Here is a 13886-nt window from a genome sequence, read left to right as displayed (position 1 = left end):
AATCACCGGCGCCTATACCGGGCACATGTAGCGCATCTTTGCTGCACTGCAAACACATACTCGGAAAGATGCATATACTGCTAATTTCATACGCTGCTGCGGTTAAAACGAGCTTATCCAACTGATTCGATACAATATCACGACTGCGGCAGGATCTTGCCCGGATTCATTAAATTGTGCGGATCGAGAGCCTGTTTGATCGACTGCATCAATTCAAGGGCATCGCCATGCTCACGCCGCATGTATTTCTGTTTTCCCTGGCCGACACCATGTTCACCCGTGCAGGTCCCTTCCATGTCGAGCGCACGGATGGCGAGCCGTTCAATGAAGGCCTCGCATTTGCGCATTTCATCCGGGTTGTTCAGGTCCACAAGAACCTGGACATGGAAGTTTCCGTCTCCGACATGGCCGACGATCGGCGCAAGCAGACTTTCTGCTTCGATGTCCGCAGCGGTCTGTGTGACACATTCGGCAAGCCTTGAAATCGGCACGCAGACATCTGTCGCAACAACCTGAGCGTCCGGCCTGAGGCTGCGTCCGGACCAATAGGCATCGTGCCTTGCTGCCCACAGTTTCGATCGGTCCTCCGCAACGGTTGCCCATTTGAATGGTCCGCCGCCGAACTCTTCCGCGATGCCGGAAAATGTCTCGGACTGCTCCTTTACGCTTGCTTCCGAGCCGTGAAATTCCAGAAACAGCGTCGGAGTCTCTGCCAGGTCCAGGTTGGAATAGGTGTTGCAGGCCTTCACCTGAAGACTGTCGAGCAATTCAATCCGCGCGACGGGAAGGCCCATCTGGATGGTCATGATCACCGCCTGACAAGCAGCTTCCACGTCCGGGAACGGACAAACGCCACCGGAGATCGCTTCCGGTTGGCCGTGGAGCCGGATCGTCAATTCCGTAATTACTCCGAGCGTTCCTTCGGAGCCGATGAACAAGCGGGTGAGATCATAACCGGCGGACGACTTGCGCGCGCGTCCGCCGGTCTTGATGATACGCCCGTCCGCAGTAACCACGGTTAGCCCGAGAACGGCGTCTTTCATCGTGCCGTAACGAACCGCGTTCGTGCCCGATGCGCGCGTGGCCGCCATGCCGCCAAGGCTTGCATCGGCGCCAGGATCGATCGGGAAGAAAAGACCCGTATCCCTTATGTAACTGTTGAGCTGCTTACGGGTCACACCAGCCTCAACACGACAGTCCAGATCCTCTGAATTCACTTCAAGGACCCTGTTCATCCTGCTGAGATCAATCGATATGCCGCCGCGTGGCGCATTCACGTGACCTTCCAGCGACGTTCCGGTTCCAAATGCGATTACAGGGACATGTTCGGCTGCGCAGACTTTCACGACTTCGGCCACTTCTTCGGTCGATTCGGCAAACACCACTGCATCCGGTGGCTGGTTCGCTAGCCATGTCGTTGTATGTCCGTGCTGCTCTCTCAAGGCTTGTGATGTTGCGCAACGCTCGCCGAACCGTGCCCGCAATGCCGCGATGACAGCTTCAACGCCTTCACGTGCGTCTTCGGCAGATGGTGCTTTTGCTTCGAGTGCCATTTCTGACCCGTTTCCTTCCTTGGGCGCCTGAACTTGGCCCCGCTTTGTAATTGTGAATATGTTAGCGGAAGGCAAAAAGGTCAAAGCCAAAACCGCTATTGACGGCAAAGCTTTGCCGGAAAGTTCTTAAGGAGATCAAGATGTCGGCTTTGTGGGGCTCCGGACCGGTCAAGAGCAGTGTCATGTCCGTCAAGGACGAGTGGATCGACTATAACGGCCACTTGAACATGGCCTATTACAACGTCCTGTTCGACACGGCTGTTGATCAGGTCTTTGAAGACCTGGGAATGGGATCTGAATACGCGAAGACCCGCAATGCTTCGTTTTTCACCGCCGAAGTTCATGTCTGTTATGTGCGCGAACTGAGCGCAGGTATGCCCGTCATCGTCACGCTTCAGCTGATCGGCTTCGATTCCAAGCGTGCTCACTTCTTTCAGGAATTGCGCCACGCGGACGAAGACTGGCTGTCGGCAACGTCTGAACAAATGTGCCTCCATGTCGATATGGGCGCGCGCAAGGTCGCGCCATGGCCGCACGATATTGCTGCGAACCTTGAGGCTCTTGCCACGGCACAGGCCAATCTTCCCCTACCTGACAGATCCGGACGGCGCATTGAGATCCCCAAAAGAGCACGTTCATGACAATTTGGAGTGATATTGCGCCTTAATGCGCTGGAAGACCTGTTCTTTCCCGCCGACTCGGGCAAAATGAAACCTGTTCAGACAATGGTTCCACTTTCCGGCCCGACCGATGCGTAAAATAATAGAAACTGCCGGCCAGCTTCCAGACATCCTTATCAGCTGGATCACGCCCAACGTGCGTCAGTTCCGGGCCAACAAGCTGCCTCTTGTATGGCTCCTTGCCATCATCGTTGGTGCCCTGGTTGCCCTGGCCGCAATCGCCTTTCGAACGGCGATAGGCCTCATTCAGTGGCCCTGGTTGCGCACGACGACGGAACTCACCATCCAGGCCGCCGTTCAGCAGCCGTGGTGGATCATCATGCTTGCGCCCGCAGTGGCCGGTCTTCTGGTGGGATGGATCCTGCACAAATACCACCCTTATCAGCGCGCTGGCGGTGTGGCCGACGTGATCGAGGCACGCGCATATGGCGGTCGCGGCCTACCGCTCAAGGCTGGTTTGTGGTCCGCGCTGGTGACCGTGATTTCGCTCGGAGGTGGTGCGAGTGCAGGACGCGAAGGCCCGGTCGTTCACCTTGGCGCAACCCTTGGCACCGCGGTTTGCCAGTTTTTTCAACTGCCCGACTCGGCCCGGCGCACGCTTCTCGCCTGCGCGGTCGCCAGCGGTGTATCGGCCTCCTTCAACGCGCCCATCGCGGGTGTCCTGTTCGCGCATGAAGTCGTTCTCGCGCATTACGCCGTTTCCGCATTCGTGCCGATTGTCCTTGCCTCGGTCATGGGCACTCTGTTGTCGCGTCTCTGGTTCGGCAATGTCGCGGCATTCGAGATCCCTCAGTATGAAATTACGTCCTATCTCGAGATCCCGGCTTTCGCTCTGCTGGGGCTTACCTGTGCCGCGGTCGCAATCATCTTCCAGTTCGCGCTGATCGGCAGCGACTGGACCGCACGCAACATCACGATGCCCTTGTGGCTCCGGCCGGTGATCGGTGGACTTGTGGTCGGTGCAATTGGCGTGTTCTATCCTGAAATTCTCGGCGTCGGCTACGAGGCGACAGACCTCGCGCTGAAACACGAACTGACCATCAACACCATGCTGACGCTGCTGGTCGTCAAGACGGCGGCGACGGCAATCACGCTGGCCTCAAGATTCGGGGGCGGAATCTTTTCGCCATCGCTCTATCTTGGCGCCATGACGGGTGGCGCATTCGGACTGATCGCGGCATCGGTTTTCCCGGAAATGGCGTCCAGCCACGGGCTATATGCAATTCTGGGCATGGGCGCTGTCGCCGCAGCCGTCCTCGGCGCGCCGTTTTCGACAACGGTGATCGTGTTCGAACTGACCGGCGGCTACGCACTGTCCATTGCGCTTCTTCTTGCGGTTTCAATCGCCACGGGACTGACGCAGGCTGTGCACGGGAAATCCTATTTCCACTGGCAGCTTGGCATGCGCGGCTGTTTTGTGAATGAAGGCGCGCACCAGTTCCTGAGCGAAACAGTCAAAGTACGGGACTTCATGGATCCACCTCCCGAAGACGAGGAAGAGCGTGTCTTCAATCCCGGCGAGGACGGACCCTATCTGCATGACACGGATACGCTCGAAAGCGCGCTCAAAAGCTTCGATTCATGCGGAAAGGCGACGCTTCCGGTCGTGCGGAAGGGAGATGCCACAAAGGTCATCGGTCTGGCGCGCCACGTCAGAGGCCTTCGCTACTTCAACGCAGCGCTGATCAAGGCCACCAAGGAAGAACATCACTAAGCCTGCGGTGTTCGCAAAGCAGTTGCGTAAACGCTCGAGTGCCGTCCCGGCCTCTAGCCGGGACCTTTCGCCTAAGCAGTCTGGTCCTGGCCAAGAGACAAGGCGGTTTTAAACCGCCTCTGTCGCCTTCTCGAGCCAGATCCGCTCCTTTGCGCGAACCAGCGGCCCCACTTCAGCGCGCACACGCGCGTGATAGCGATTAAGCCAATCGCGTTCGGCGGTCGTGAGAAGACTCACATCAACCAGACGCAGATCCATAGGCACGAGCGTGATCGTTTCGAACCCGAGCATCGCTCGCTCTCCACCGGCAACATCACGCGCTTCAGTGACAATTTCCAGGTTTTCAAGCCTGATACCGTATTCGCCGGCGGGATAATATCCGGGCTCGTTCGACAGGATCATGCCTGGCTTGAGCGGCACAGTGCCCGTCTTGGCAATACGCTGCGGGCCTTCATGAACGCTCAGATAGGCACCGACACCGTGGCCGGTACCGTGATCGAAGTCGAGGCCGGCCTTCCAAAGATCGATGCGGGCAAGCGGATCGAGCTGCGCTCCCGTCGTTCCTTGCGGGAACCGCGCCGTGGAGACAGCAATGTGGCCTTTCAAGACGAGCGTGTAGTGCTTTTTCATCTCAGCACTCATTTCGCCGACGGCCAGCGTGCGTGTGATATCGGTGGTGCCGTCTTCGTACTGTCCGCCTGAATCGATCAGATACGGTTTTCCGAGGGGAATCTTCAGGTTGCTGGAACGGCTCACACGATAGTGGCAGATCGCGCCGTTTGGACCGGCGCCGGATATTGTATCGAAGGAAATGTCCTTCAGAACACCGGTCTCGCGGCGAAATTCCTCCAGCTTCTCGGCAGCGCCGATCTCGTCAAGCTCTCCCTTGGGAGCCTCTTCGTCAAACCAGCACAGGAAATTCACATAGGCGGCAGCATCCCGCAGATGCGCCTCGCGCGCTCCCTTAAGCTCAGTCGTGTTTTTGACGGCTTTGGGCAGGAGAACCGGGTCCTGAGCTTCAATCAATGTGCCGCCTGCATCGGTGATCGCGTCGGCAATGCCGATGCCCGCAAGCGCCGGATCAATCATGACCTTGGAGCCAGCCTCACCAAGCGCTTTCAATCCGGTGGTGAAATCAGCCGGTTCTGCCAGCTCCGAAAGGTCCAAAAGGGTGTCTCGGACGGAGTTGGAGAGTTTTCTGCTGTCGATATAAAGCGAAGGCTTTCCTTTCGCGGGCAAGGTCGCGAAAGAGAGCGGCAACGGCGTATGCTCGACGTCGGAGCCGCGAATATTCAACAGCCACGCGATGGAATCGGGTTGTGTCAAAACGCAGGCATCGACGCCCTTGTCTTCAAGCGCGCTCTGAATTTCGGCAATTTTCTCCTTCGACGGTTTTCCAGCAAGTTCAACGGGATAGAGAGAAACTGCGCCAACAGGTGGCTCGGGCCGGTCTTCCCAAACGCTGTCGACCGGGTTGTCGTTCAGCGTCACCAGCTCAGCCCCCGCCTTTTTGCAGACCTCACGCAAGCGGCGGACTTCGCGCACGGTGTGGAGCATTGCGTCGATGCCGAGTTTCTGGCCGGGCTTCAATGCGTCCGCCAACCATGCCGAAACGGGATCGTTGACAAGATGCCGCGCTTCAAAGACCTCAAGATCGACCTGTTCGCGTACCTGGATCGTATAGCGGCCATCAACGAAAATTGCGCCCGTGTCGCCCAGCACCGCAGCAACACCGGCAGATCCTGTAAATCCGGTCAGCCACTGCAGACGGCAATCATGCGGCGGCACGTATTCTCCCTGATGCGCATCGGCGCGCGGCACCAGAAAGCCGTCAAGACCGCGGCGGGCGAGTTCGGATCTGAGAAGCGCTGCACGCGGCGCCCCGCAGGAGGGATCAGTGAGATCGTCGAAGGATTGGAACATGAGCGGCACGGTAATTTGACCGCTCGCTTGGATCAACCCGGATAATTTTTCCGCAAAACCGGGAGATTCGGAAACCTGAATATTGATATTGCAATGCAATATTTCATTTCGCATATGCGAAAGATGCAGAGCTGTCATGCATTTGAAGGCCTACCTTAACGCGCTTCAAAGGCGCATATAGGGTTCAACAACGAATAAAGACGTTTCTCCCTAGGGAAGCTCTTGATCTTCAAATGGGAATAACCACGATGACTATCGCAACAACGACTTCGACACGTACTGGCTCCAGCTTCGTTCGCCGCGCATTCGACCGCATGGTAGAAGCACGGTCCCAGCAGGCTCGCCGCTACGTAAATGGCTACTTGCTGTCTCTGGACGATGCCACGCTCGCAGCTCACGGCTATGACCGCAAGCAGCTGGAACGCGAAGGGTCAATGACCAACCCGTTCTAAGGGGCTCAGGCGCTCAGCAGCACTGTGCATATGAAAAAGGGCCTGCCGGTCAACCGGCGGGCCCTTTTCAGTTTCAAGGGTGTCTTTTCCCTACCCGCCGTCAGGCGACTTTGCGGCCACGCACCAAAGTGAGCGTCAGCCAACCGTTTTTCTCGCGCCTCCGGTCCAATACGAAGCCCTGGCAGCGATAGGCGAACAGGATCCGCGGGCCGTCCTCCACCCTCAATCCGGAGAGGACAAGTGTCGCGGTCTGCGCCGTCTGGTGACCGATCGATTTGGCCATCCGCATAAGGGGACGCGCCAGAATATTCGCAATGACAAGGTCGAAGGGGCCAAATTCGTTGAACCGCCGATCTTCGACGCCGTTCGCCGTAAAGCCGCTGACCAAGTGTCCCGCCCCATTAAGCCGCGCATTTTCAAGCGCTGTCTTGGTGGCTACAGGATCGATATCCGTTGCAAGCACTGACTGACGGTTCATGAGCGCGGCTGCAATCGCCAGCACACCCGTCCCGGTCCCCAGATCGAGGATATTGCTGTATTCGCGAAGGGAGAGAAGCCGGTCTATCTCCTCAAGACACCCGGCCGTCGTGCCGTGGTGTCCCGTCCCAAAGGCCTGGGCCGCTTCGATTTCGAGACCGATCGCGCCCCCCGGAACCTTCGTCCGGTCATGGCCGCCATGCACGACAAACCGGCCGGCACGCACCGGTTTCAATCCTTCCAGGCTCTTTTCCACCCAGTTGATATCGGGAAGTTCTTCCGCCTCGATCGGCGCGGCAAATGCATCGGACCCGACACGGTCGCGAACAAGATCCGCTGCCTCTTGCGGTTCCATCTCAAATAGCAGGATCTCGGCCGACCATACGCGGCCGTCATCAGAAGATTCATAGATGGACACCGGGTTCCCGTCTTCCTCAAAGGCTTGCTCGAGGATATCCGCAATCCGTTTGGCTTCCAGTTCCTCCGCCACGATCCGCACCCGGATGGTTCTCATTCCCGTATCCACTTCGATAGACTGATCAAGGCGTGCGGTATAGCCGCACTAACGAGAACACACCAGCGTCAATAACAATTGACTGGCCAATTCCGGCGTTTGCGCCATGTTTTCCGAAGGGAGGCGCGTGACGACAATGAATTTGATGCAAAACTCGGGATTTCATCCAAACCGGCTGCTTGCGGTTCTTCTGGTCTGTCTGTGCATGATCGCGGGAACGTCCTATGCTGAAACAACGCGCGACGATCTGTTTGAAGCCTTGAAAAATGCAACAACCGAAGCGGAAGCCAAAAGCATCGAAAGAGAAATCTGGCAGTCGTGGATCGAAGCAGCACCGACCCCTCAACTGAAATCGAAAGTGGAAGCTGCAATGCGCAAGCGCGAGCAGTACGATTTTCAAGGCGGCAAGGACATTCTTGACGAAGTCGTCAAAGAGGCTCCGGACTACGCCGAGGGCTGGAACCAGCGCGCTTTCATTCTGTTCCTTCAGGGCAACTACGAAACCAGCCTGAATGACATAGAGCGGGTTCTTGAGCTGGAACCCCGCCATTTTGGAGCACTCTCCGGCAAGGCAATGATCTACATGACGCTCGGGCGCATCAAGCTTGGTCAGGAAACGCTCCGGGAGGCTGTCGAGATCCATCCATATCTGCAGGAACGCTCGATGCTCATCAAACCAAAGGGCGTCGATCTCTGACAGATTGCCTATTGCAATGCTTTGTTAAGTGGGAAAGTAAGGCGAACGGTCAGGCCGCCACCCCTGGTATCGCGCAGTTCCAATGTACCGCCGCCTGCCTCCACAATGGTCTTGCTGGTCGGCAATCCTAATCCGAAGCCTGTGTCCTTTTGGATTTGACGCGCGTGGTCACCGCGTTCGAACGGTTCCAGGAGCCTGTGTTTTTCCGGTTCGGAAATACCGGGGCCGTGATCAATAATGTCGATCCTCACCTTGTCGCCGCTCGCGCTGGCATCGATCTCGACCGCATTTGCGTACTTGTTCGCGTTATCAAGCAAATTGGACAATGCGCGCTCAAGTTCGCCGCGCCTGGCCATGATCGAAAATTGTCCGCTGCAGCGAAGATCTATCGAAAAGCCAAGATCGCAATATTGGTCGACGAGTGCGTGAAGAAGGCTTGGGACATCGATGCGCATCGGTTCTTCCGAACTGGCTCCGTCCCTCAAGAATGTCAGCGCCGCGTTGATCTGGCGGTCCATGATATTGAGGTCTTCAAGGCTCCTGTCCCGGATATCACCTTCTTCAAGAAGATCGAGCCGCAGACGCAAACGCGTCAACGGCGTGCGCAAGTCATGGCTGATTGCGGCAAGCATACGCGTCCGTCTTTCAAGAAAATCGTTTATTCTCAACTGCATGCGGTTGAACGCCTGCGCCGCAGACCGCACTTCTTTCGGGCCTGCCTCCTTTACAGGAACCGGCACTGTCGATCTTTCGCCGAACGTTTCCGCCGATTGCGCCAGGTGCTCCATCGGTCTTACGAGCGAGCGGGCAGCCCACAACATAAGCGCAAAGAAGGTCAGCACCAGAAAGCCGAAAAACAGATAAAACGGAAGACCCAGTATAGGCGGCGGTGGGCCCCGAAATCCCCATTCGGCAAGGATAAGACTGCCATCGGACAAGCGAATGAAGAGTTGCGGGGGCTTACCGATCCCCAATTCACGCGGCCCGAGCACATGCTCGACCTTCATGCCAAGCAGTGTCTCGCCCAGGCGAAACGGGCCGAACCGTTTTCCGCCTTCAGGACCGGTTGCGGCTTTGAGGTCTTCTTCGCTGACAAACCAGATATTCACGTTCGGGGCCGAGCGACGCATGTCCCCAAGCACAGCCAACCTATCATCGGCGGGGGTCTCGTTGAGCTTGCCGATTGCAAGACTGACCTTGTGGCTGTTCATGAGCGCTAGATTGTTTTCCAGCGCCGCCTTCAGAAAGAGCACAACGACGACCGTGGCAATGATCATCACAAGTCCGGCGACCGACATCAGGACGAGGACCTGATACAGCATAGAGTCCGGCCACAAGCGCCTGATCATGTCATCCGTCGCGCTTTACAGGTGCGACAAACTCATAACCTCCCGCGCGCACTGTTCGAATGTATTGATAGGGCGCGCCCCCCGCTTCAAGCTTGGACCTGAGACGGCTCACCAGAATGTCGATGTTGCGTCCATTGGAAGCGCCAATCTGGCCCATAGTGAGCTCGATGAGCTGATCACGGCTCAGGACCCGGCCACTTCGCTCCGCCAAGACCTGGAGCAGATTGAACTCAGCCGGTGTCAGCGACACGAGAGCCTTGTCGGCGTTAAACAGATGTCTTGCGCGGCACTCCATCTCCCAGCCTTCAAAACAGAGTTTGCCGCTTTCGATGGGGGCTGAAACACCGCCAAGGTCTACCCTGCGAAAGAGAGCCCTGACACGTGCGATCAATTCGCGCGGATTGAACGGCTTGGGAAGATAGTCGTCGGCGCCAACCTCAAGGCCGATCACCCTGTCGATGTCTTCGTTCTTGGCGGAGACGATGATGATTGGCATTGCACCTGTTGCTCTGAGACGCCGGCAGATGCTGATGCCGTCTTCGCCGGGCAGCATGATGTCGAGAACGATCAGATCAACGCGGTTGCTGGCCAGAAGCCTGTCCATCTCCGGAGCGTCACGCGCAAGGGTCACCTTGAAATCGTTGGCGATCAGGTGGCGCTTGATGAGCATCCCGATTTCCGGATCATCCTCAACAACCAGTATGTGCGACGTCTTCTGCATATGCGGACCTTAGGCTTATTGCCGGGAAAAATTCATCAAGAAAGTTCGGAAAGTTGTTTCCGCATGTTTCCGGAAATCGGTCAGGAAACAGGGTGAAAACGAGCCGGGCAACCGGTTAACAGGTCGTTAACCTCCTCAACTCCAACGTGATTTCAGTACCAGCGTTCATCCCATTTCAGGAGCAAATCGATGATATCAATTGGCACAGCACCAGTGATGCCTCCGCCCGGCACTTCTCCCAGGGATCAGGTGGCAAGCACACTGGAAGCAAAGGTTGAGACCGGCGAAATCAGTGCTGAAGATTCCGAAGCCATGCTTTCGGCCCTGGATGCCATGCACGAAGAACGCAAGGCTTCCGGCCCGCCGGATTTCGCGTCGGGCCCTCCATCCAGGGAAGAGCTCACGGCAAAATTCGACTCGCTGCTTTCCGGCCAGGTGGATGCCGGTACCTTGTCTCAAGACCAGGCGGACCAGTTGAGCACGCTTTTCGAAGACGGCGAGATCGGCCCGCAAGCCCACCACGGCGGTTTTTCCAATGCAGGCGGGCAGGATCTGAACGCTTTGGTCCAGGAGTTCATGGCGTCTGTTCTGGAACTGGTTCAAACCGGAACGTCTTACGACCAGAGCGGCGAAGCGTCTTCTTCAAACAGCGCGGCGATTTTGGCGGATTTCAAGGTCTGATGGCTGTTCGCCTGGCCACACGGCGCTGCGACGCGGCAACCCCTGTCAGGTTTTCTCCAGTGTGCGGTTCGAAACCATAACAACCCGTTGAAGCGCACACTACGAAGCGGCCGGTCGTCGTCAGGCGGCCGGCCCGTTCGGTTTCAAAGCGTCAATGCCGCTCGACAAAACTGTCGATCACTTTTTTGACGCCAGCCTTTTCGAAATCGACCGTGAGCTTGTTGCCCTCGATTGACGTGATTGCCCCATAACCGAACTTGATGTGGAACACCCGTTCGCCGACGGAGTAGGCCGATGGCGTTTCGCTGACCGATTTGGCGACAAGTTCTCCTTCGATTGTCAAAGGACCCTGACGCTTCGTGCGCGCGGACTGATATCCTTTACCGCCTTCGGAAAATCCGTCATCGGATTGACGTGCTCGCTGCGCCCTTTGCCAACCAGGTGTCGAATAGCTGCCGCGCTCGAACGGATCGTTGTTATCGAAACGCGACGGACCGTAGCCGCCGCCCGCATAACCGCCATAGCTGGACGAGGGCTCCGCAATCTCGACATGATCGACGGGAAGTTCGTCCAGAAACCGAGAGGGAACCGTGGATTGCCACAGCCCGTGTATGCGCCGGTTCGAAGCGAAATACAGTTTGGCCCGTTTCTTTGCTCTGGTGATGCCGACATAAGCGAGCCGCCGCTCTTCTTCCAAACCCGCGCGTCCACTTTCGTCAAGTGACCGCTGATGCGGAAAGAGCCCCTCTTCCCACCCGGGCAGGAAAACGGTATCGAACTCAAGCCCCTTGGCCTGGTGCAGCGTCATGACCGAAACCGCGTCACTGGCGTCAGCGCTGTCCCGGTCCATCACGAGCGAGATGTGCTCCAGAAAACCGGCCAGCGATTCAAACTCTTCCATTGAACGAACGAGTTCTTTCAGGTTGTCGAGCCGCCCTGGCGCGTCGGCGGACCGGTCCAGCCGCCACATCTCGGTATAGCCGCTCTCATCCAGAATGATCTCCGCCAATTCGATATGGCTGAGCTGATCAGTCTGGCGCCGCCAGCGCTCAAAATTGTCGAGCACGTTCTTCAGGGCATTGCGTGGCTTGGGTTTCAGTTCTTCCGTGTCAATCAGCTGCTGCGCCGCCTGCATCAAGGGGATGCGCTCCGCCCTGGCAAGGCCATGCACCAGCTTCAGCGTCGCGTTGCCAAGCCCGCGTTTCGGTGTGTTGACGATCCGCTCAAAGGCAAGATCGTCGGCCGGTTGCACCACGCAGCGGAAATAGGCGAGCGCATCGCGTATTTCCATGCGCTCGTAAAAACGGGGGCCTCCAATGACGCGGTAATTCAGTCCAAGCGTGACAAAGCGCTCTTCAAACTCGCGCAGCTGGAACGACGCACGCACAAGCACAGCCATATCGTTCAGCGCGTGTCCCTTGCTTTGCAGTGCTTCGATCTCGTCGCCAATCGTCCGGGCCTCCTCTTCGGAATCCCAGACGGACGCAACAGAGACCAGATCGTGATCTGGTTCCTCGAAGTCAGTGAAAAGGGTCTTTCCAAGCCTGTCCTGGTTGAAGGAAATCAGATGGGAAGCCGCCGCCAGAATATGGCTCGTCGAGCGGTAATTGCGCTCAAGACGTATGACCACGGCGCCCTTGAAATCATGTTCGAAGCGCAGGATGTTATCGACTTCAGCGCCGCGCCAACCATAGATCGACTGGTCGTCATCGCCAACGCAACACACGTTCGGATTGGCCTGTGCCAGAAGGCGCAGCCAGAGATACTGGGCAATGTTGGTGTCCTGATATTCATCCACCAGCATGTAACGGAACCGGCGCTGATACTCCTTCAGAACATCCGGCTGCGTTTTGAAAAGCGTGATGACATGCAAAAGCAAATCACCGAAATCCGCCGCATTAAGGATGGAAAGCCGTTCCTGGTATTCCTCGTAGAGCCTGCGTCCCTTGCCATTGGCAAAGGCGCGCGCTTCCCCTTCCGGCACCTGCTCAGGGGTCAGCGCCCGGTTCTTCCATCCGTCGAGCATTCCGGCAAAGGTTCTGGCCGTCCAGCGCTTGTCGTCCAGCCCTTCGGCCTGGATGATCTGTTTTATCAGCCGGATCTGATCATCCGTGTCCAGGATCGTGAAGCTCGATTTCAGACCGACGAGTTCGGCATGCTTTCTCAGGATTTTCACGCAGATGGAGTGGAACGTCCCGAGCCAGGCCATCCCTTCCACGTTCCCGCCGACAAATTTCGCGATGCGTTCCTTCATCTCGCGCGCCGCTTTGTTCGTGAAGGTCACGGCGAGAATTTCATTCTGCCGGGCGCGGCCCGTCGCCAGAATGTGGGCGATGCGGGTTGTCAGAACGCGGGTCTTGCCTGTCCCGGCACCGGCGAGAACGAGAACCGGACCCTCTGTCGTTTCAACGGCAAGTTTCTGTTCCGGGTTCAGGCCTGTCAGATAGTCCGGTGCCTGGCGCGCAGCCATGGCCCGCGCTGCAATCCCGCCCTGTGGTCGCGGCGGTACGGGCGCCGGCTCACCGCGCGCTGCCGCTGGCTGAAATGGATCGTCGTAGGAATCGTCATACCCGCCCGGGTCTGCCATGATTTGCTGGTCCAGTTGCGTAAGATCTTTCAAGAACACTTTGTCTCGATTGTGAAGAACAATATAGCAACAAAGTGTTTCTGGCGAGGCGAGAAATCACCAATAGATGGGGACAAGAAAAGGCGCAGGCACGCGATGGTGTGCTGGCTTTAGCCGCTATAATGTAGGAGTTGATACAGCCTGCTTCAGCGCGCACCTGTAATAGCAAGGGCACCGCAATCGCCGAAGCCTGCGGGCCCTATCACCGCAGGGAGGACCGGATCCCGGTCTTGCCGCTGCGCGTCAAACCGGGATGACAAACACTTTGCACCCCCGGAACACCTCAGACTTGTCATCCCTGCGCAGGCAGGAAACCAGCAATCGCCGACGCCGGCGGACCCGATCACCGCAGGGGCTACTAGATCCCGGTCTTGACGCTACGCGCCAAACCGCGATGACAAGCAAACCCGCACACGCACGGGAACATCTCACTGTTGTCATCCCTGCGAAGGCAGGGAACCAGTAACCGCCGACGATTGCGGACCCTATCACCGCAGGG

Annotated in this window: 11 protein-coding genes; 5 read left to right on the top strand and 6 right to left on the bottom strand. The window is 57.4% G+C overall.

What is annotated here, in order from left to right; all coding sequences use genetic code 11:
- Positions 1 to 137: 137 nt before the first annotated feature.
- A complete protein-coding gene (locus Q0915_RS03985; RefSeq protein ID WP_299473574.1) occupies positions 138 to 1553 on the bottom strand; it encodes an FAD-linked oxidase C-terminal domain-containing protein in 1416 nt (471 codons plus the stop codon).
- A gap of 140 nt (positions 1554 to 1693) precedes the next feature.
- Between Q0915_RS03985 and Q0915_RS03980 the strand changes: the two genes are divergently transcribed.
- Both Q0915_RS03980 and Q0915_RS03975 read left to right on the top strand, forming a co-directional pair.
- Positions 1694 to 2194 (top strand): thioesterase family protein, encoded by a 501-nt coding sequence (locus Q0915_RS03980; RefSeq protein ID WP_299473572.1) that lies wholly within the window; start codon positions 1694 to 1696, stop codon positions 2192 to 2194.
- Between the two features lie 109 nt (positions 2195 to 2303).
- Positions 2304 to 3947 carry a chloride channel protein gene (locus Q0915_RS03975; protein ID WP_299473570.1) on the top strand — a complete coding sequence of 548 codons (1644 nt, stop codon included), beginning with the start codon at positions 2304 to 2306 and terminating at the stop codon, positions 3945 to 3947.
- A 108-nt stretch (positions 3948 to 4055) separates the two neighbouring features.
- Here Q0915_RS03975 and Q0915_RS03970 read toward each other — a convergent pair whose 3' ends face one another.
- Positions 4056 to 5870, bottom strand: coding sequence for an aminopeptidase P family protein (locus Q0915_RS03970; protein WP_299473568.1), 1815 nt, complete (start codon positions 5868 to 5870; stop codon positions 4056 to 4058).
- A gap of 248 nt (positions 5871 to 6118) precedes the next feature.
- On the opposite strand from Q0915_RS03970, the gene Q0915_RS03965 reads away from it, so the two are divergent.
- Positions 6119 to 6322, top strand: a complete 204-nt coding sequence (locus Q0915_RS03965) for a hypothetical protein (RefSeq protein ID WP_299473566.1) — start codon at positions 6119 to 6121, stop codon at positions 6320 to 6322.
- A 100-nt stretch (positions 6323 to 6422) separates the two neighbouring features.
- Here Q0915_RS03965 and Q0915_RS03960 read toward each other — a convergent pair whose 3' ends face one another.
- On the bottom strand, positions 6423 to 7313 hold the full coding sequence (locus Q0915_RS03960) for a 50S ribosomal protein L11 methyltransferase (protein ID WP_299473564.1): 891 nt from the start codon (positions 7311 to 7313) through the stop codon (positions 6423 to 6425).
- 136 nt (positions 7314 to 7449) lie between these two features.
- On the opposite strand from Q0915_RS03960, the gene Q0915_RS03955 reads away from it, so the two are divergent.
- Positions 7450 to 8010, top strand: a complete 561-nt coding sequence (locus Q0915_RS03955; protein WP_299473562.1) for a tetratricopeptide repeat protein — start codon at positions 7450 to 7452, stop codon at positions 8008 to 8010.
- Positions 8011 to 8018: 8 nt separating this feature from the next.
- Here Q0915_RS03955 and Q0915_RS03950 read toward each other — a convergent pair whose 3' ends face one another.
- Positions 8019 to 9332 (bottom strand): HAMP domain-containing sensor histidine kinase, encoded by a 1314-nt coding sequence (locus Q0915_RS03950; protein WP_299473560.1) that lies wholly within the window; start codon positions 9330 to 9332, stop codon positions 8019 to 8021.
- Between the two features lie 28 nt (positions 9333 to 9360).
- The gene (locus Q0915_RS03945; RefSeq protein WP_299473558.1) at positions 9361 to 10080 is read right to left on the bottom strand and encodes a response regulator; all 720 of its coding nucleotides are present in this window, start codon (positions 10078 to 10080) and stop codon (positions 9361 to 9363) included.
- A gap of 189 nt (positions 10081 to 10269) precedes the next feature.
- On the opposite strand from Q0915_RS03945, the gene Q0915_RS03940 reads away from it, so the two are divergent.
- Entirely contained in the window at positions 10270 to 10761 is a 492-nt protein-coding gene (locus tag Q0915_RS03940; RefSeq protein WP_299473555.1) for a hypothetical protein, read from the top strand.
- Positions 10762 to 10912: 151 nt separating this feature from the next.
- Here Q0915_RS03940 and Q0915_RS03935 read toward each other — a convergent pair whose 3' ends face one another.
- The gene (locus tag Q0915_RS03935; protein ID WP_299474689.1) at positions 10913 to 13348 is read right to left on the bottom strand and encodes a UvrD-helicase domain-containing protein; all 2436 of its coding nucleotides are present in this window, start codon (positions 13346 to 13348) and stop codon (positions 10913 to 10915) included.
- Between the last annotated feature and the right edge of the window lie 538 nt (positions 13349 to 13886).

This window comes from uncultured Roseibium sp. (assembly GCF_947494555.1).
Taxonomy (GTDB): Bacteria; Pseudomonadota; Alphaproteobacteria; order Rhizobiales; family Stappiaceae; genus Roseibium.
The sequence above is the reverse complement of the archived record's forward strand: the minus strand, read 5'-3'. Positions and strand labels throughout refer to the sequence as shown.